This is a genomic window from Candidatus Rhodobacter oscarellae (assembly GCF_001078595.1).
Classification (GTDB): Bacteria; Pseudomonadota; Alphaproteobacteria; order Rhodobacterales; family Rhodobacteraceae; genus Rhodobacter_B; species Rhodobacter_B oscarellae.
Genome location: NZ_LFTY01000001.1, coordinates 449884 through 469055, shown reverse-complemented (window position 1 = coordinate 469055; position 19172 = coordinate 449884). Strand labels below are relative to the sequence as shown.

At 61.3% G+C, this 19172-nt stretch carries 18 protein-coding genes; 9 read left to right on the top strand and 9 right to left on the bottom strand.

Annotated elements, in window-relative coordinates:
• Positions 1-4 precede the first annotated feature (4 nt).
• Genes AIOL_RS02195 through AIOL_RS02185 form a run of 3 tightly spaced genes read right to left on the bottom strand, consistent with a single transcriptional unit; the run spans position 5 to position 2858 of the window.
• On the bottom strand, positions 5-1021 hold the full coding sequence (locus AIOL_RS02195; RefSeq protein WP_235438834.1) for a TRAP transporter substrate-binding protein: 1017 nt from the start codon (positions 1019-1021) through the stop codon (positions 5-7).
• A 14-nt stretch (positions 1022-1035) separates the two neighbouring features.
• Complete coding sequence (locus AIOL_RS02190; RefSeq protein ID WP_235438833.1) at positions 1036-2343, bottom strand: TRAP transporter large permease; 1308 nt, start codon at positions 2341-2343, stop codon at positions 1036-1038.
• Complete coding sequence (locus AIOL_RS02185) at positions 2340-2858, bottom strand: TRAP transporter small permease subunit (protein WP_160314388.1); 519 nt, start codon at positions 2856-2858, stop codon at positions 2340-2342. The genes AIOL_RS02190 and AIOL_RS02185 overlap by 4 nt, the downstream gene beginning before the upstream one ends.
• 81 nt (positions 2859-2939) lie before the next feature.
• Between AIOL_RS02185 and AIOL_RS25365 the strand changes: the two genes are divergently transcribed.
• The 9 genes from AIOL_RS25365 to AIOL_RS02140 all read left to right on the top strand — a co-directional run bounded on the left by AIOL_RS25365 (position 2940) and on the right by AIOL_RS02140 (position 14384).
• A complete protein-coding gene (locus AIOL_RS25365; protein WP_049641378.1) occupies positions 2940-3395 on the top strand; it encodes a MarR family winged helix-turn-helix transcriptional regulator in 456 nt (151 codons plus the stop codon).
• A gap of 662 nt (positions 3396-4057) precedes the next feature.
• The gene (locus AIOL_RS02175) at positions 4058-4918 is read left to right on the top strand and encodes an ABC transporter permease (protein ID WP_053101152.1); all 861 of its coding nucleotides are present in this window, start codon (positions 4058-4060) and stop codon (positions 4916-4918) included.
• On the top strand, positions 4918-5742 hold the full coding sequence (locus AIOL_RS02170) for an ABC transporter permease (RefSeq protein WP_049641376.1): 825 nt from the start codon (positions 4918-4920) through the stop codon (positions 5740-5742). Before AIOL_RS02175 ends, AIOL_RS02170 begins: the two co-directional genes overlap by 1 nt.
• Before the next feature lie 21 nt (positions 5743-5763).
• Entirely contained in the window at positions 5764-6882 is a 1119-nt protein-coding gene (locus AIOL_RS02165; protein ID WP_049641375.1) for an ABC transporter substrate-binding protein, read from the top strand.
• Positions 6883-6949: 67 nt separating this feature from the next.
• Positions 6950-8041 (top strand): ABC transporter ATP-binding protein, encoded by a 1092-nt coding sequence (locus AIOL_RS02160; protein WP_053101150.1) that lies wholly within the window; start codon positions 6950-6952, stop codon positions 8039-8041.
• Entirely contained in the window at positions 8031-8990 is a 960-nt protein-coding gene (locus tag AIOL_RS02155) for a nitroreductase family protein (RefSeq protein WP_049641374.1), read from the top strand. The genes AIOL_RS02160 and AIOL_RS02155 overlap by 11 nt, the downstream gene beginning before the upstream one ends.
• 52 nt (positions 8991-9042) lie before the next feature.
• Positions 9043-11634 carry a LuxR C-terminal-related transcriptional regulator gene (locus AIOL_RS25785; RefSeq protein WP_049641373.1) on the top strand — a complete coding sequence of 864 codons (2592 nt, stop codon included), beginning with the start codon at positions 9043-9045 and terminating at the stop codon, positions 11632-11634.
• A gap of 90 nt (positions 11635-11724) precedes the next feature.
• Positions 11725-13284, top strand: coding sequence for a hydantoinase/oxoprolinase N-terminal domain-containing protein (locus AIOL_RS02145; protein ID WP_049641372.1), 1560 nt, complete (start codon positions 11725-11727; stop codon positions 13282-13284).
• The gene (locus AIOL_RS02140) at positions 13281-14384 is read left to right on the top strand and encodes a DUF917 domain-containing protein (RefSeq protein ID WP_049641371.1); all 1104 of its coding nucleotides are present in this window, start codon (positions 13281-13283) and stop codon (positions 14382-14384) included. The genes AIOL_RS02145 and AIOL_RS02140 overlap by 4 nt, the downstream gene beginning before the upstream one ends.
• Before the next feature lie 414 nt (positions 14385-14798).
• Here the strand turns inward: AIOL_RS02140 and AIOL_RS02135 are convergent, their stop codons facing one another.
• The 6 genes from AIOL_RS02135 to paaA are packed head-to-tail and all read right to left on the bottom strand — an operon-like array spanning position 14799 to position 18876.
• On the bottom strand, positions 14799-15866 hold the full coding sequence (locus tag AIOL_RS02135; RefSeq protein ID WP_049641370.1) for a 2Fe-2S iron-sulfur cluster-binding protein: 1068 nt from the start codon (positions 15864-15866) through the stop codon (positions 14799-14801).
• Complete coding sequence (gene paaD, locus AIOL_RS02130) at positions 15863-16405, bottom strand: 1,2-phenylacetyl-CoA epoxidase subunit PaaD (RefSeq protein WP_082152383.1); 543 nt, start codon at positions 16403-16405, stop codon at positions 15863-15865. The genes AIOL_RS02135 and paaD overlap by 4 nt, the downstream gene beginning before the upstream one ends.
• A 5-nt stretch (positions 16406-16410) precedes the next feature.
• Positions 16411-17145: a 1,2-phenylacetyl-CoA epoxidase subunit PaaC gene (paaC, locus tag AIOL_RS02125; RefSeq protein ID WP_049641369.1), complete on the bottom strand. Its 735-nt coding sequence runs from the start codon at positions 17143-17145 to the stop codon at positions 16411-16413.
• Positions 17142-17423, bottom strand: a complete 282-nt coding sequence (paaB, locus tag AIOL_RS02120) for a 1,2-phenylacetyl-CoA epoxidase subunit PaaB (RefSeq protein ID WP_049641368.1) — start codon at positions 17421-17423, stop codon at positions 17142-17144. The genes paaC and paaB overlap by 4 nt, the downstream gene beginning before the upstream one ends.
• 5 nt (positions 17424-17428) lie before the next feature.
• Complete coding sequence (locus AIOL_RS02115; protein WP_049641367.1) at positions 17429-17893, bottom strand: DUF3291 domain-containing protein; 465 nt, start codon at positions 17891-17893, stop codon at positions 17429-17431.
• Entirely contained in the window at positions 17890-18876 is a 987-nt protein-coding gene (gene paaA, locus AIOL_RS02110; protein WP_049641366.1) for a 1,2-phenylacetyl-CoA epoxidase subunit PaaA, read from the bottom strand. The genes AIOL_RS02115 and paaA overlap by 4 nt, the downstream gene beginning before the upstream one ends.
• Positions 18877-19172: the final 296 nt, after the last annotated feature.

The window sequence follows — 19172 nt, the reverse complement described above, 5'->3', positions numbered from 1 at the left end:
GGGATCAGTCGAGCGAGGACAGCGCCTGGTACTCGTTATAGCTGGCCGCATAGGCGCGGTAGCTGTCGATCACCGTCTTGAACATCTCATCCTCGGCGGATTTCTCGGCATAGACCTCGTCCGCCGCGGCCCGCAGCGCGTCCATCACCGCGTCCGGGAAGCGGGCCACGTTCACGCCATTGTCGCGGAAGCCCTGCAGCACCTCGGATTGCGCGCCCGCGGCGATCCCCATCGCGTAGAGGTTCGCATCGGCGCAGGAGACCTCGATAGCCGTGCGCTGCGCATCGGTCAGCGCGTCCCACTTGCCCTTGTTCATGTAGAACTCGATGAAGCCCGCGGGCTGGTGCCAGCCGGGGAAGTAGTAGTTCTTGGCGACCTTATCGAAGCCCAGAAGCTTGTCGATCAGCGGAAAGCTCAGCTCTGTCGCGTCCAGGCGGCCCGTCTCGAGCGAGGTCGAGATCTCTCCCGCAGGCAGCGACATCGCATTCGCGCCCAGCTTGGCGGCAATCGCCCCGCCCAGCCCGCCGATGCGGATGTTGAGGCCCCGGAAGTCCTCGACGCTCTCAATCGGCTTGGTGTACCAGCCGCCCGCCTCGGACAGGATTACGCCGCAGGCCATCGGCACCAGACCGTAGGGCGCGTAGATCTCCTGCCAGAGCTCCAGCCCGCCGCCGTGATGCAGCCAGCTGATATAGGACAGCGGGTCACCGCCAAAGGGCACCGAGCCGAACAGGGCCGCCGCCGGCTCTTTGCCGCTGGCATAGGCCGCGTAGGACCAGGCCGCGTCCAGCGCGCCCGCGCTGACATTGTCAAAGATCTCAAAGGGCGGCGAAAGCTCGCCCGCCTTGTGGTAGCTGAAATCCACCGCGCCGCCGGTCAGCGCGTTCACATTCGCCACGAAGCGCTCGGCGGTGGGATGCAGCACCGGCAAGCCGCCAAAGGCGCTTTGCAGCGTGTATTCCTCTGCCGCCGCACTTGTCGCCATCGCCGCCACCGCGGCGGCCATCAATGTCTTTCTCATGAGTTTCCTCCCTCTCATATCAATCCGGTGATCAGCCCGGGGAATAGGATCAAGAGCACCAGAACCAGGATCTGGAGCCCGATAAACGGCAGCACGCCGCGGTAAATCTCTGGGGTCGTCAGCGCGTCGCCGACCGCGCCCCGCAAATAGAAAAGCGAAAAGCCGAAGGGCGGCGTCAAAAAACTTGTCTGCAGGTTCACCGCCACCAGGATGCCGAACCACACCAGCAGGGCGTCGCCCGACAGCCCGTTGCCAAAGTCCAGCCCCGCCACGATGGGCGCGAAGATCGGCATCAGGATCAGCGTGATCTCTAGCCAGTCCAGCACGAAGCCCAACAGGAATATGGCGCCCATCACGACGGCCAGCACGGTGAAGGGCTCGGACCCGAAGGACATTATCGCCGCCTCCACCATCTCGTCCCCGCCGATGCGGTTGAAAACGGCCGAAAAGCAGGTCGCGCCGATCATCACAAAGAGCACCAGCGAGGTGGTGATCACCGTCTTGCGGGCGGCCTCCATCAGCATGGGCCAGCGAAAGCGGCGGTAAAGTATGGTGATCAGGATCGCGCCAAAGGCGCCCAGCCCGCTCGCCTCGGTGGGCGTGGCGATGCCCGCGATGATCGAGCCCAGGACCGAGACCACCAGCGCCAGCAATGGCCCCAGGTCAAAGAGCAGGCGCAAGGGTGACGGGCCTTCCTTGCGCGGAAGTCGCGGTAAGCCCCGTGCGCGCCAGACCACCATCGCGGCATAGACCGCCACCAGCACCAGCCCCGGGCCAATGGCACCCGCGAACATGTCCGGCACCGGGGTCTGTAATTGGTCGCCCAGCACGATCAACATCACCGAGGGCGGGATCAGGATCGCCAGGGTGCCCGACGCGCCGATGAGCCCCGCCGAGGTGGGCTTGTCGAACCCAGCCTCCTGCAGGCGCGGCAAGGCCAGCAGGGCCAAGAGCACCACCGAGGCGCCCACAATCCCGGAAGAGGCCGCCAGCAGGACCCCGATCACCAAGACCGAGACGCCCATGCCGGCGGCGCTCCCCCCTAAGGCCCGCTGCGCCGCGCGCAGGGACCGCTCCGCCACCCCGGAGCCTTCCAAAATGAGCCCCATGAAGATGAACATGGGGATCGCAACCAAGAGCCAGTTCGACAAGACGTTGGCGTAGATCCGGCTGACCAGCAGGTTAAAGAACGCGATGGGCAGCCCGGCGATCAGGATGAACAAGGCCGCCGACCCCGCCAGCACCATGGCCACGCGGTAGCCCGAAAGGATACCCACAAGCGTCAGCGCCGCCATGGCGAGGGGGAGAATAACGTCGCTCATCTTGCGTCCCGTATGAGGCGGACCGTCTCGATCAGCACCGCTAGGGCCAGCAGCGCCAGCCCAATTGGCAGCACCGCCTTGATCAGCCACAGATCGTTCAGACCCGCGTTGCGCGAGCCCTCGTCAGAGGCCCAGGCCCGCGCGGCGAAATTCCATGACGCCTGCAAGGCCATCACAAAGAACGGCGCGGCAAAGGCCAGGTTGCCCAGCAGATTTGTGCGGGCCTGCCAGCGCAGCGCGCGTCTCTGATAGAAGAAATCCACCCGCACATGCCGGTCCATCAGCCAGACCAGCCCGGCAGGCATCAGCCCGATGATCACCAGCAGGTGCCACTGCGCATCCAACAGAGAGTTCAACGTGATTGCCTTGCCCAAGAGCGGCCAGGCGGCTTGGAACGTCGCGACCGGGTTCAGGTCAACCGCGCTGAAGAGGACCTGCAGCACGATCAGCCCCATCAACACGAGCAGCGCATAGGACAGCGCTCTCAGGCCAAGATCTGTGACTCGCGCTTGCAACCATTCCTCCCAACTTTGCTCCATATGGAACTATATATTTCTATATGGAGCAATCTCTTTCTTCGCGCTAGGCTGAATCCCATGAAGCTGATCGACATCCTTGACGCAACGCCCTTCCCAATCGGGTATCGCATCGCATTCCTCACCAACTTCTGGCGCGAGCCGATTCTGCGCCAGATGGAAAAGGACTTTGGGATCATCCGCCCGGAACTTACCGTTCTGATTTGCCTCAGCTTTCGGGACAATCTGAACGCTCGGGACATCTGCGAGATCACCGAGCAACCGTCCAACACGGTCAGCCGCGGGGTCGCCTCGCTTGAGCGAAAGGGCCTTCTGACAAGGACGCGGGACGCCGTCGATACCCGCAAGCAGATCCTGAACATCACGGCGGACGGCCAGAAGGTGCATGACGAGATTATGGAACGCTTCAAATCCGCCGAGGCGCGCATGCTGAGCAGCCTGACCCCGATCGAAACCGGACGCCTGCACGCAATTCTGGACAAGATCGCGAGGGACGTCGCGAACTGGAAGGACTAGGCGGACGCCCGAAAGCCGACATTCGATCCGTCTACAAAATTTGGCTTTTAGGGCTCTCAGCGGTCATGCGGCGATGCAGTACCAAAACCAGCAAAACCGAATAGACCGCCGTCAAGAAGAGTCCAGCCCGATCATTGTGATTTAATGCTGCGTGCGCTCGCAGCACAAAAAAGCCGGGATGAGCGAAGGTCGCGATGCGGCCGCCCAGCAGACCTAGCGGCCATGCCGGATGGTCACGGCACAAATCGGGCGACGAATTTACACGTCGCGGGTGAAGGGGACTTGCGCAGTTGCGGCAATTGCCGAGGCAGCCTCCTCTCGCATTTGCAGAACCTTTGAGGTTGCGATGCGACCATTTTCGCCCGACCTGCCAATAGCGGCACGGCCCGGTCCCTGCTCCTGAACGCTCTTGCGTCGCAACCAGCATCCACGATCAGGTCCTGGACAATGACTCCGTTCGTTCTCCACGCTTTGCTGATGCGGCCTTGCGGTGTCGCTCTTGTCAATGATCGACGAGGCCTGCAAAAACAAGACGTTGACACCTTCATTCTGGTTGTCCAGCGTCAGCCTAGCCGTTTCTACCTGAGACCTATCCGCATTTGGTCTTGAGGCGTGGCGCCCGCTCGGCTTCTCATTTGAAGAGCGAGAAAGGGGCAGTCCACATGCAAGGCACCGAAGAAAGCAAAAGGCTTTGGCTCCTCGCGATGCCGGGCCTTACCTTCTTTTTGGTGTTCTTCCTCGTACCGCTTGGCGCGCTGTTTCTGATCTCTTTTGACAAGTCATCCACCGGGATCGTGGACATTCGCTGGATGTTCGACTTTAGCAACTATGAACGGTTCTTCACCCGCTCGATCTACTACGAGGCGGCGTTGCGGTCGGTTGGGCTGGCCGCGCTTGTTGCGGTGATTGCCCTGCTGCTGGGCTATCCGCTGGCCTATGTGATCGCCAAGACCACAGATCCGGCGCGCAACACCTTCCTGATGATCCTCGTCCTCAGCGCGATGCAGCTGGACATGGTGATCCGGCTGTTTGGACTGATGGTGCTCTTGGGTGACAACGGGCTGATCAATCAGGTCCTGCAATCCGCCGGATGGGACAGAGTGCCGTTGATGTACAACTTCTTCGGCGTTGTCGTCGGGCTGGTGCAATTCGCCTTGCCATTCATGATCTTGTCGCTTGTCGGCGTGATCCAGGGCATCAACCCCTCGCTGGAAGAAGCCGCTCGCAGCCTTGGCGCCAGCCGGTGGCGGGCCTTTTGGAAAGTCACCGTACCGATGAGCATGCCCGGCATTCTTGCGGGGCTGCTGCTGGTATTTGCGCTGGCGATTTCGTCCTATGTGGTGCCCACCCTGATGGGGGGCTGGAAGGTCATCGTTCTGCCGATCCACATTTTCCAGCAGATCTCGGAACTGGCCAAATGGCAGTTCGGCGCATCGGTGGCCGTGATCATGTTCCTGATCAGCATCACGGCGATGCTGGTGTATCAGCGCACCTCAAACCGCTTGGCCGGAGGGCGCGTCTGATGGCCTCCAAACCCTATTCCGAGGCCCTGATCCCCGGTGCGTTCAAGTGGATTTCGGGTTTGACGCTGTTCATCCTGCTCGCACCCATGGTCGTGGTGATCTTGTCCGGGCTGAATGCCGGCGAGTTCCTGACCTTCCCGCCAGAGGGGCTGAGCCTGCGCTGGATCGAGGCCTTCTTTGCCTCGGATATCTTTCTGGGCGCCTATTTCTACAGCCTGATCATCGCCCTGATAACCATGGTTATCTCTCTGATCCTGGGCACCGCAATCAGCCTGTTCCTGATCCGCAGCACCGCATTGGGCCGCAACATGATCCGGGCGGTGGTGATGGCCCCCATCATGTTGCCCGGGATCGTTATCGGGCTGGCGCTCTATTTGTTCTATATCTCGTCGGATATCGGTCTGGCGCGAACACAGGCTGGGCTGGTGATCGGGCATGTGCTGGTTACCTGTCCTTACGTGATCGGAATGGTCAGCGCCGCACTTGTGGGCTTTGACAGATCGCTGGAGGAAGCGGCCCGCAGCCTGGGTGCAAGCCGCTGGACGACCTTTCGCAAGATCACCATGCCGATGATCTCGCCCGCACTGATTGCAGGCGGAGTGTTCGCGTTCATCGTGTCCTTTGGGCAGTTCGATGTCTCGCTATTTCTCACACCGCCGAACAACACGCCGCTGCCAATCGCGCTGTATTCCTCTCTTCGCTACACCTTCGAGCCGACCGCCGCTGCAGCTGGGATCTTTGCCATCGCGCTGGTGGTCGTCTCGATGGTCATCACCGCCAAAATTACCAGCCTGCGCCGCCTGACTGCGGCCACTTACAAGTAGCACACAACATGGGAACTGATCATGACTGACACTTCAAAGCCCAAAGGGCCAAACCGCCGCTCCTTCCTAAAAACCGGCAGCGCGGCCTTGGCTGGCGCTGCGGGCGTCAATTCCTTCTATATCAACCATGCCTGGGCGCAGGACGTCGCCTGGGATGGGGAGCCTTTTGATGCCCAGGGTGCCACGTTACGGCTGAACGAATGGGGTGGTTTCTGGGAAGAGGCGCAGCGCGAGGCGATCATCAACGACTTCGAGAAGACCTATAACTGCACAGTCTCCTATGACAGCGGCTTCCCATGGTTTCCGAAATACGTCGCGGGCGGCCCGCAGAACCCGTCGCATCATGTCGGCAACTGGAACCTGAACGAGATCATAAAACTGAACCGCATCGGGGATTTCTTCCTGACCACTGACGAAATCAAAGAGAACGTCCCCAATGCCTCGGACCTTTGGGACTTTGCCTTTGGCTCTGGCCTTGGCGCGACATGGGGCTTTGGCCAATATGCCTATGCCTATCGCACCGATCTGGTGTCTCCGGCGCCCACGTCGTTCAAGGATTTCTGGCGGCCCGAGCTTGCCAACAAGCGCGCCACCTACATCACCTCCAACGGCTTGCAGCAGGTCTTTTTCATGACCGCCGCTGCGGAGTTCGGCAAAGACCAATACGATATGGAAGCGGGCTTTGAGGCGATGCGCGCGGCCATGCCGATGAAGATCTCGGATTTCACCGGCAACATGCAGACGCTGGTCGAACGCGGCGAGGTCGAGATGGGCGTGCAGTGGGAAGGCGAGATCTTCCTGCAAATGGACAAGGGCATTTCCGTGGCCCCCTTCACCTGGGAGCGCAAACCGATCCTGACCCAGACACTTTCGGTGTCGCGCTATTCCGATCCGATCGAAAAGAAGCTGGCACTGGCCTATGTCAACGCCAAGCTCGATCCGGATTACCAGACCAAGATGGCCGAGACTTTCTATTTGCGCCCCTCAAACAAGAAGTCCGCGCTGCCCGCGCGACTGACCGACAAGGGCGTCACGAACGATGCCAACGCGCTGGACGGGCTGTGGATCCCGGACTGGAACTGGTACCTCGACAACGAAGACGACATCGTGGAAACGGTGAACGAGATCTTCGCAAGCTAGGCCACACCCGTGGCAACTTATCCCGACGGCATCCGCCGTCGGGATTTTTCTGGAAGAAACAAAAGTTATGTCCAACGTCTCTCTGAAAAATCTGGTCAAGACCTATGGCCAGACCAAAGCGGTTGACGATGTGTCCGTCGACATCGAAGAGGGCGAGTTCTTCTCGCTTCTCGGTCCGTCGGGCTGCGGGAAATCAACCACTTTGCGGATGATCGCCGGGTTCGAAAGCATCACCAGCGGCGAAATCGAATTGGACGGGCAAGGCGTTTCTGCCCTGCCGCCGGAAAAACGCGACATCGGTTTTGTCTTTCAGAACTACGCGATTTTTCCGCATATGAACGTCTTTGAAAACATCGCCTTTGGGCTGCGGCTGCGCAAACTCAGCGAGACAGAGATCAAACAAAAGGTTGGTGCTGCACTGGAACAGGTCGGCATGGCGGGCCTGGAGCACCGGATGCAGCGCGAGATGTCGGGCGGCCAGCAGCAACGCGTCGCACTGGCCCGCGTGCTGGTCACCGAACCGCGGATCCTGTTGCTGGATGAGCCGCTCTCAGCGCTCGACAAAAACCTGCGCGAGGAGATGAAGTTCTGGATAAAGGAACTTCAGGCCAACCTTGGGATCACCACAATCTACGTCACGCATGATCAGGGCGAGGCGCTGACCATGTCCGACCGGATCGCCGTGATGAAAGACGGCAAGATCGCACAGTTGGGCACCCCGCGTGAAATCTACCAAAAGCCGAAGGATGTCTTTGTCGCCAAGTTCATCGGCGACTCCAGCCTGCTTGAAGGCCGTATCGCCGCCATGGCGGATGACAAATGCACCATTCAGATCGGTGACCGGGAATTTCAGGCCGCCGCGCGCGCGGACCTCAAACTGGGCGACACCGCACAGATTGTGATGCGCCCCGAACATGTGCGCATCACGACCCAAGAGCCCGATCCCGACTGGAACAGCGGCGGCGCGGTCGTGCTTGCGGTCAGCTATCAGGGCGCGTCACTGCGCTATGAGCTGGATTTCATGGGCCAGAGCGTGATCAGCGAAAGCACAGTGGGGCATGGCGGCCCCGAACTCGATACGGGCCAAAGCGTGCAGGTGATGTGGCATCCGGCACATGCCTGGCTTCTGAACACCGGAAAGGAAGATCATGCGGGATAGCAATCCTCTCGCCTCAAATGCGCGCTACGACTACGAACGCTATGCGAAACACAGCTTTGTCGACGGTGGCACCACGCGGGAGCATCGCCGCGCCATCCTGCGGATCCTGACCCACTACATCGAAGGGGGGATGTCTTTCCCGGATGTGCGGCTCGGCTACGGGCAGGAAAAGATCACATCCATCCTGAGCAAACTTGACGGCTATATGTCCGAGTTTGGCGTCGATGAAACTGTCGAATGGGCATTGTCCACGATCACCTCTTACTTGGAGTTTCACGCAGCACGCGACATGCCCCAGCCAGAGATTGCCGCGCGTCTGGAGAAGGCCATTGCGCAAGCGGCCTACACGCCTAAAGCGCAGGCCGGCGGTGCTGAGGAAGTCACAAAGGCGCAGATCGAAGAGGCCGTCGATTTCGACTACCGCCGGTTCCTGCTGACCCGCCATTCCGTGCGCCAATACACTGATGAGCCGTTGGACGATGCGACCATCCGCAAGATCGTGGCCAATGCGCAGGAGTGCTCCAACGTCTGTAATCGCCAAACGATCAAGGTCTATGCGTTCAATGACTATGGCACCGTTCAGGACCTTTTGACCTATCAGGCGGGCAATGCCGGGTTCCGTCCTGAAATCCGCACATTGTTCATCATCACGGCCAATATGGAACACATGAACCTGATTGGTGAGCGCTATCAGGGCTGGATTGACGGCGGCATCTTTGCCCAGACGCTCGCGCTCTCCATCCACGCTGAGGGGCTTGGCGGCTGTTTCCTGAACTGGAGCGTCGAGATGGAACAGGACATGGCTTTACGCGCACGTGTCGGCATCCCAGAAAGTGAACTGGTCATCACCTTTATATCTGCCGGGCATCTCAAGGACCGCTTCAACGTGCCCGTGTCAGCGCGCAAACCTGTTGAGCAGGTGCTGTCTCTCAACCCGCCACTTGTCTAGGGCAGCATCAGGGCAATACGATCACGCGACGATATCAAGGTAACTGCCTGCCGTGCGCGACACCGCCCAAACACTGGAACTGATCGACCGCCCACGCCTGAATGACAAGTTCAGGCAGGGGATGTCACGGCAACTGACCCTTGTGCAGGCCCCCCTGGGGTTCGGCAAGACAACAGTCATCCGGCGCTGGATAGAGATGTTGCAGGACGCGGGCTTGCAATCGACCTATCTCTCATTTGAACTGGCCGGCGAGGACGCCGAAGATATGTTTCGCGCGGCGCTGGCCGGGCTTTGCCGCGACGCCGGCGGCAGGGGGGCTGGGCCAGCGCGTGACGGCACCCGGGATATAGTGGGACAGGTCGAGACCGTGCAATCACGGGTTTTCCTGATCCTCGATGATTTTCACGACGCAACGCCAGACTGCACCGCGTTGATACAAAAACTGATCCGGCTGGGCTCTGACAAGCTGCACATCGTGATCGGCACACGCGAGGCGCCCCAGTTCCCTCTGACCAAGCTGCGCATGGCGGGGCAGATCAATGACTTTCGCCTTGAGGACATGCGCTTTACCGATGCCGAGGCCGGGGCGCTTTTGAAAGGCGACGTGCATCAGGGCGTGCTGAGAAAGGCAGAAGGCTGGGTGGCCGCGCTGCACCTGATGCGGCAATCGGGTCCGACTGCGGCAGAGCCAGGGACAATGCCGCACCGCGAGTTTGTTGAATACCTCAAAGAACAGTATTTCCTGCAACTGGACCCGATGGATCAGAATCTGCTGCTGGCCACAGCGCATCTGGATCAGGTTGCTCCCGATCTTGCGAATGTCTTAACGGGTCAAAGTGACGGCTGGCACGCTCTTGGCCAGCTTGCCGCGCGTCACGCCCTGATCGAAGAGCGCGCAGGACCTGATGCGCCGACCTATCGCTATCATCAATTGCTGCGCGACTTTCTGATGAAAGAACAGCGCACACTTGGGGCCGAGCGATGCATGAACCTGCGCCTGGCGACCAGCAGGTGGCTGGCGGAACGTGGCAAGGTACACGCCGCGATGCACCACGCAAAGAGTGCCGGCCAAGACGAGATAGCCGCGCAGGTCCTGCTTGATGCGGGCGGTGTGCAATTCGCCTTTACCCAAGGGGCCGCGCGCCTGCGGGCTTGCCTGTCCATTTTGCCAAAGACACTCATTTATGAACGCCCCAGGCTTTTGGTGGCACAGGCCTATCTGCTGCTCAAATCCAACCGGGTGCGCGACGGTGCCGGCATCCTGCAAGAGCTGCGCGGGCGCTCTGACCTGCGCGATCCCCTGTTGGAGCGAGAGATCATTCTGGTCGAGGCGCATTTACGCATCTATGAAGATATCCCCCTCAGCGCCTCGCAACTTGATGCATTGGAGTATACCTGCCGGTCGGCCCCATCCAGCGACCCGATGATGCGCGGGCTGCTGAACAATTTCCTGTGCATGTTCCTGATCGAACAGGGCGACCTGACCAAGGCCCGGCAGGTCGGTCAGGTGGCCATGGACGCTTTTGTCGATCTTGAGACGATGCACCTGCAATTCTTCATGCATCTGCACCTCAGCGCAATTGATCTAGAGCTGGGGGCACTGGATTCCGCGCGCGCTCATCGCAAGGCCGCGCGACAGATCTGCGAGACAGAGTTCTCCTTTGATGCCGCCATGCGCGCCCATGCAGAGATTTACTGGGGCGAGTTGGCGTTTGAACTGGGCGAAACCGGGGGGCTGCAAAGCTGGCTGAACAGCCAACTGGCACAGATCGACCGTCAGGAAGGGTGGAACATGCTCTATCTGGCGGGCTATGAAACCTGCCTTGCCCTGATCCTGTTCGAGAACCGTTTCGACGCGGCCGTCGATTTGCTGGAACATGCCGGGCATGTGATGGCCGACCGGGGGGCCAAGCTGTTTTCCAACCAACTGCGCATCATGGAGCTTGATTTGGCCCTGCGTGCCGGTGTGCGGGAAGAGGCCGACCGGTTGGCCCTTGAGTTGGAAGATATTCTCGCACGCAAAAGTGGTGAAACACTGCGATGGCGCGGGGCGCTGCGGGCGGAGCTCGCGCTGACACGACATGCGGCCGCAAACGGAAAGTTTGACACGGCCATTGCCCGTTGTTCCGCCGTCTTGGCAAAATGCGAAGCGGGGGGCTATCGGCGCTTACGTGACCGTTGTCTGATGCAGCGCGTTATCCTATTTGCCGCCACAGAAGATCGAGCGCAAGCGATGGCGGCCCTGCGTGCCTACGTCACCTCGGCCTCCCAAACCGGATCCTACGGGGCCGCCCTACGCGAGGGGCTGGCCTCGGCACAGGCCATAAACTGGACCATTTCGCAAAACGGTCTGGCACGTTTTGAACCCGCCGAGGTCCGCTACATCTCTGAATGCCTGTGGCACCTTTCTGGCCGCAAGAACGGACAAAGCGCCGATGTTTTCATGGAGATCCTCACCGAAAAAGAGCGCGACGTGCTGGCCGAGCTGGCCAAGGGCCACAGCAACAAAGTTATTGCGCGCGCCCTTGATGTGTCCGAACCGACGGTGAAATTCCACCTGCAAAACATCTACCGAAAGCTGGGCGTCTCAGCCCGCAAACTGGCGATTGAGATCGCGCACCAACACGGGATGCCTGCGGCCTAGCCAGATCACTCTGCGGCCTATCCCTCTGTCCGCTTGAAGCCACCCGCCGCGCGCGTTGATCTGAGCGCATAAACAAAGGCGAGGATAGACATGCACATTGGTGTAGACGTCGGCGGCACAAACACCGATGCAGCCCTGATAGATGGAGGCAAGGTCATTGCCTCCATCAAAGCGCCAACGACCGATGATGTCGCCACCGGGGTCATGGCCGCGATCCGGTCCGTACTGGATCAGACGGGAGCAAGCCCGCGTGACATGACCAGTGTGATGATCGGCACCACGCAGTTCACCAACGCCTTTATCGAAGGCAAGAAGCTGGTGAAGGTGGCGACCTTCCGCGTGGCCCTGCCCTCCACCGACAGCCTGCGTCCGATGGCCGATTTCCCGCCACATCTGCGCGCCGCAATTGGCGATCAATCCTATCTGCTGCGCGGCGGGTTTGAATTCGACGGACGCCAATATGCCGAGCTGGATGAGGCAGAGGTTGTCAGTGCAGCAAAAGACATGCGTGAGCGCGGCATCACCTCGGCAGCTGTCTCGGGCGTGTTTTCCCCGATAAACGCGAAACTGGAAAATCAGGTGGCAGATATCCTGCGCCGCGAAGTGCCCGGCCTGCATATCGCGCTGTCCTGTGAAATCGGGCGCGTGGGGCTGATCGAGCGCGAGAATGCAACGATCATGAACGCCTCGCTGGCCGATTTGTCGCGCATCGTTGTGGGCGCTTTTCGCGCAGCACTGGATGCGCTGGAGTTCCGTTGCCCCTTCTTCATCTCCCAAAATGACGGCACCCTGATGACGGCAGAATTTGCTGAAAAATATCCGGTGCTGACATTTGCCTCGGGCCCCACAAATTCGATGCGCGGCGCTGCGTTTCTGTCGGGCGTCAAGGACGGTGTGGTGATAGATATTGGCGGCACGACCTCTGACGTGGGCGTGCTCAAGGACGGGTTCCCAAGGGAATCCGCACTGGCCGTGGATATCGGATCGGTGCGAACGAATTTTCGTATGCCTGACATTCTGGCCATCGGTTTGGGCGGCGGCAGTCTGGTGCGCGAAACCGAACAGGGTGTGGCGGTTGGCCCGGACTCGGTCGCGCTTAAGCTGACCGAAAAAGCACTGGTGTTTGGGGGGGATACACTGACCACCACAGATGTTGCGGTGGCAGCAGGACTGGCCGAGATTGGCGACAAGACCAAGGTGGCGCACCTGTCCAAGGAGCTTGTGGGGCAAGCTCTCGACCGACTCCATGACATGCTGGAACAGACCATCGACAAGGTGAAATCCAGTCAGGGCAGCGTGCCTGTGATCCTCGTTGGGGGCGGGGCCATTCTGGTGAACCGCGACCTCAAAGGCGCGTCCAAGGTGATCCGACCCGAAAACTCCGGCGTTGCAAACGCAATTGGGGCCGGCTTGGCGCAGGTGGGCGGCGAGGTGGACAAGATATTCTCCTACGAGGATATCGGGCGCGATACCGCCATGGAAACCGCCAAGAAAGAAGCGATTGAGCGCGCGGTAGAGGCCGGATGCGCCCGAGACGGCGCCGAAATCATCAGCGTGGACGAAGTGCCGCTGGCCTATCTTCCGGGCGGTGCCGTGCGGATCAAGGCAAAAGCCATCGGCGATCTGGCCAACATGGAGGAGCTGGCATGAGACAGATCACCCCCGAGAACCTCGAAGATTTCATCCGCGGTACCGCGCTGCTGGGCACCGGCGGCGGCGGCGATCCCTATATCGGCCGTCTGATGGTTGCTCAGGAGCTGGAAACCTGCCGTGCCATCGACATCCTTGATCCAGATGAGCTGACCGAGGACCATTTCGGCGTGTCTTTGGCCTGCATGGGGGCCCCTACGGCCTTTGTGGAAAAGCTGCCCAACGCCAGTTCAATGATTGCCTCTATGGAGCGCGCCGAAAAGGAGCTGGGCCGCAAATTCAACTGCATCGTCCCGCTTGAGGCCGGCGGTATCAACGCGACCATCCCTCTTGTTGTCGCCGCGCGTTTGGGACTGCCCGTGGTCGACGGCGACGGCATGGGGCGCGCCTTTCCCGAGTTTCAGATGACCACGTTCAATATTTACGGTGCGGATGTGAACCCCTTTGTCATGTCGGATGATTTTCGCAACACCGTCCTGATCAACACCGACAACGCGCATCGAACGGAAAACTATGGGCGCCCGGTCTGCGTGCAGATGGGCGGCATCGCCTCCTGCGCCAGCTATCCAATGACGGGCCCGGTGATCCGCGACACCTGCGTGCCGCGCACCATCTCGCTTGCGATCGAGATCGGTGCGGCGCTGCGATCGGCCCGCAGCGCGGGTGAACAGGATGTGTGCGAGGCCTTGGTGGACTACTTCAAAACGTCCAATCCGCCGCGCTTTGCCACCGTTCTGTTTGACGGCAAAATTCAAGACATCCTGCGTGAGACAACCGCCGGGTTCGCGGTCGGCAAGGTGCGCCTGACTGCGCTTGATGATCCTGACACGGAAATGCTGGTGACGTTTCAGAACGAGTTCTCACGGGCCTCCATCGGGGATCAGACCCTGGCGATTGTGCCCGATCTGATCACAATTCTGGATCGAGAGACAGGAGAGCCGATCACAACCGAGAACCTCGGATACGGTCAGCGCGTCAAGGTCGTAGCAATCGCCGCCGCGGAAAACATGCGGACACCAGAGGCGCTGAAGGTCATTGGTCCCCGGTGCTTTGGCATCGACGAGGACTTTGAAGCGCTGGAAACGATATCCTGGAAGTGACCGGCCAAGTATTTACGTAGCCAATGTGGTCGGCATGGGGGTAATGCCAATGCTGCGCTGAACGCGGTCAGTAAGGCCTCTGGCCCGGTCAGATTTATGGGGTCTGCCCCCCCTTTTTGCATTCCCTTCGTCAAATGGCAGCGTTGCACCACGTATCTCAAATTCGAAAGCCATGCGGCGAAGACGTGGCCTGGATTGGGCTTTCAAAAACACAAGGTCGGCTTGATCTGCGTGTGAGACAGTCGCGAAAGCCACCGCGCGGTATGTTAACTATGGGGTTTGCCATACGCGTGCCATACGCAAAGCCGACGTTTTGCCGACGCTTTGCCGACACGGGATTTGGTAGAGAAATAAGGCGTTAACGCGCGATTCGCGGGCGCCGGGCGCACTTGGCGTTAGCGAACCGTTAGGATCTCACTGATCATAGTCCAGCACGACGGTGTCCGTCAGCGGCACCGACTGGCAGGTCAGGATATAGCCCGCGCGCACCTCGTAATCCTCCAGCGCGTGGTTGGCGATCATCTCCACCTCGCCCTCGATCAGCTTGGCCCGGCAGGTCGAGCAGACGCCCGCCTTGCAGGCGAACGGCGCGTCCATCGAATGCGCGTTGACCGCGTCCAAGAGCGGCGTGCCGTCGCGCGGGATCTCCAGCGTGCGGGTGCGCCCGTCGAGGGTCACGGTGGCCGCGGTGCCCTTCGCCTGGCTGCTCGCGGCGGTGGCCACGGGCTTGGCCAGGCGCCCGGTCTGCGCCGATTTGAACAGCTCGATCTTGATGCGATCCTTGCCCATACCGGCGTCTTGCAGCGCGTCCCGGACGGTGATCATCATCGGCTCGGGCCCGCAGATAAAGGCGTGATCCGCGCTGGCCACATCCACCCAATGATGGAACAAAGCCGAGCATTTCTCGGGGGTTAGCTGCCCTGTGAACAGGTCGATATCCTGACTGTCGCTCTCCAGCACATGGATCACGTTCAGCCGTCCCAGATGGAGGTTCTTGAGGTCCTCCAGCTCCTCGCGGAACATGATCGTCGAGACCGCGCGGTTGGCGTAGATCAGCGTGAAGCGGCTCAGCGGCTCGCGCGCCAGCACGGTGCGCAGGATCGACAGGATGGGTGTGATCCCGGACCCCCCGGCGAAGCCCAGATAGTGCTTGGAGGCCTCCGGCTCGATCGGCGCATGGAACCGCCCGGCGGGCGGCATCGCGTGCAGCACCTCGCCGGGGGCCAGGTCCGTGTTGGCCCAGGTCGAGAACGCCCCGCCATCCACCCGCTTGATGCCCACCTGGATCGGCCCGCCCGGTGCGGTGCAGATCGAGTAGTTCCGGCGCAGCTCGGTCCCCGCGAAGTCCTTGGAGAACGTCAGGTATTGGCCTTGGGTGAAGGCAAAGGCCTCTGCGTCTTCGGGTTGAAGCGTCAAAACGACCGCGTCGCGGATCGTCTTCTCTACGGCGGTCACGGTGAGGGGAAGGAAACGGGTGTTCATATGCACTTGAAGTAGTCGAAGGGTTCCAGGCAGTCCCCGCAACGCCATTGCGCCTTGCAGGGGGTGGAGCCGAACTGGCTGATTTTGCTGACGTTTTCGGATTGGCAATGCGGGCAGCGGCTTGGGCCGCCGGCGGGCTGCGGCGGCGCGATGCCGTACTCTTCCAGCGCGGCGCGGCCCTTCTCGGACAGCCAATCGGTGGTCCAGGGCGGTGAAAGCTGGCGCGTGATCGCGACCTTCTGGACGCCGCGGGCGCGCAGCCCGTCCTGGATCGACATGTTGATGATGGCGGTGGCGGGGCAGCCGGAATAGGTCGGCGTTACGGTGACCTCCAGCGTGTCCCCGGACCAGGCCAGGCCGCGGATCACGCCCAGATCGACCAGGCTGATCACCGGGATCTCTGGGTCGGGCACCTGGTCAAGCCAGCCCCATATGGGCGCCAGATCCGAACCCGGCGCGACCCTGTCCCGGGCCTGACCCGGCACCTCGTGGGCGGGACCCGCCGAGAGGCCCCGGAGCACGTCCGGGGCGGTTGTCATAGCCGCTACCATGCGGCACCTGGGTTGCTGCGCTGCAGCCACTGCATCTCGGCCAGCACATAGCCCAGATGCTCTGAGTGCTGGCCGCTCCTGCCGCCCTTATGGGCGTATTCGCTGTCGGGCAGCGCCAGGGTCCCGGCGGTCTCAAGCTGCCGCACCGTGGCCAGCCAGGCCTCGCGCAGGGCGCTGGGGTCGACGCCCATCGCGGCGTCCACCGCGTCGCCGAGGAACATCTCGCCGGTATAGGGCCAGAGGTCATCCAGGGCGGCCTGCATCCGCGCATGGCTCTGCTCGGTGCCATCGCCCAGCCGCACGCAGAGATCCAGCGAGCGCTCCAAGTGATAGGCGGTCTCCTTGGCGGTCTTGGCGGCGATCTCGGCGATGCGTGGGTCGTCATGCGCGCTCAGCCGGTCCAGCAGCGGCACCATATAGGCGTCGAACAGGAACTGGCGCATGATGGTCTGGCCGAAGTCGCCATTCGGGCGCTCCACCAGCAGCAGGTTCCGGTATTCATGGGCGTCGCGCAGATAGGCCAGGTCGTCGGCGCTGCGCCCCTTGCCCTCGACCTCGGCGGCGTATTCCAGCCACAGCGTGGCCTGCCCGATGAGGTCCAGCGCGGTGTTGGCCAGCGCGATGTCCTCCTCTAGGTAGGGCCCATGCCCGCACCATTCGCTGACGCGATGCCCAAGGATCAGCGCGCTGTCGCCCAGCCGCAGGAGGTATTCGAAGGTCTCGCTCATAGGGGCCCGACCTCGTCGGGGATCTCAAAGAAGGTCGGGTGGCGATAGACCTTATCCTCGGCCGGATCGAACAGCGGTCCCTTCTCGGACGGCGACGAGGCGGTGATCGCCGACGACGGCACCACCCAGATCGAGACGCCCTCGTTGCGGCGGGTGTAGACGTCGCGGGCGTTCAGGATGGCCTGCTCGGCATCGGCGGCGTGCAGGCTGCCCACATGGCGGTGGTTCAGCCCGTGTTGGCCGCGGATGAAGATCTCCCAAAGGGGCAGTTCGCTCATGTGCTTTACTCCGCCGCGACGGCGCAGCGGCGCCATGCGGATTGATCCACGTAGTCCCAGCCAAAGGCGTGATCTGAGGACCCGTGTTGGTCCAGATGCGCCAGGCGATCCATCGCCTCTGCCAGGGTGGGGATGTGCCCGTCCTCGACATACCACATCACAAAGTGGAAGGATTTCATGACCTTGAACCACTCGGCCCGGCGCTCGTAGAAGCGCGCGTGCACCGTGTTGAACACGTAGTTGCCCAAGTCTCCGACGCTATCCCACAGGCTCATATTCGGCAGCATATTCGGCTCGTCCGGCACCGAGATGTCGGTTGCGTTGCCGCTGTCGGACTGCAGGCGCCAGACATAGCCTGGGCTGCGCTCGGCAAGCGCGTTGACGCGGTCGAGATTGTCCATGAAATCCGCCATTTTGGGGCTATCGAGGTCATGCGCTGCATATGCGACGTTCAACTCTGCGAGCTTCATTCCGCCGCCATCCGCTGTTTCTTCTGCGCGTTCGCCACCAGCCCCTCGCGGACCCAGGCGCCGTCCTCCCAGGCTTTCACGCGGGCGCCCAGGCGCTCTTTGTTGCAGGGGCCGTTGCCGCGCAGCACCTCAAAGAACTCGTCCCAATCGGGTTCCGAGAAGTCGTAGCCGCCTTTCTCCTCGTTCCATGACAGGTTCTCATCCGGCACGGTCAGCTCGAGATACTCGGCCTGCGGCACCGTCAGGTCGACGAACTTCTGGCGCAGCTCGTCATTGGAGTTCATCTTGATCTTCCACGCCATGCTTTGGGCGGAATGGACCGAGTTCGCATCCGACGGGCCGAACATCATCAGCGAGGGGTACCAGAAGCGGTTCAGCGCGTCCTGCGCCATGGCGCGCTGCGCCTCGGTGCCGCTGGCCATCTTCATCATGATGTCGAAGCCCTGGCGCTGGTGAAAGCTCTCCTCCTTGCAGATCCGGATCATCGCCCGGCTGTAAGGCCCGTAAGAGCAGCGCTGCAGCGGCACCTGGTTCATGATCGCCGCGCCGTCCACCAGCCAGCCGACGGCGCCAATATCGGCCCAGGTCAGCGTCGGGTAGTTGAAGATCGAGGAGTATTTCATCCGGCCTTCATGCAGCGCGTCGAACAGCTCGTCGCGGGTGACGCCCAGGGTCTCGGCCGCGCAGTAAAGGTAAAGCCCGTGCCCCGCCTCGTCCTGCACCTTCGCCAGCAGGATCGCCTTGCGCGACAGGGTGGGCGCGCGGGTGATCCAGTTGCCCTCGGGCAGTTGGCCGACGATCTCGGAATGCGCGTGCTGGCCGATCTGGCGGATCAGGTTCTTGCGATAGCCCTCTGGCATCCAATCCTTGGGCTCGATCTTTTCGCCGGCGTCGACGCGGGCCTGAAAGCGCGCTTCCTCCGGCGACATCTCTTCGCGGGTCTTGACCGAGCTGCCGGTGGATTTGACCATCTGAGCATACATGGTAGGGCGTATCCTGGGTGACTGGTTGGCCCGTTTTATAGCAAGCATCACCGAACCCGGCAATCAGAAATGTTACTCTATGTGAATCTAATGTTATGGATGTGTAACGTTTTGGGTTTGATCCCCGATCCGCAACGCGTCGGTTCACTATGGCACCCCGGCGGGCAGCGCGGCGAGGCGTCTTGATGGAGGCGGCAACGGGTTTTGGGTAAGAGATCAGGCAAGCCTAGGGTCGGCGCGGCGCGCCGAGCACTAGCCCGCCCCGGGTCACGCCCGGGGCAGAGCTGCGAGAACGT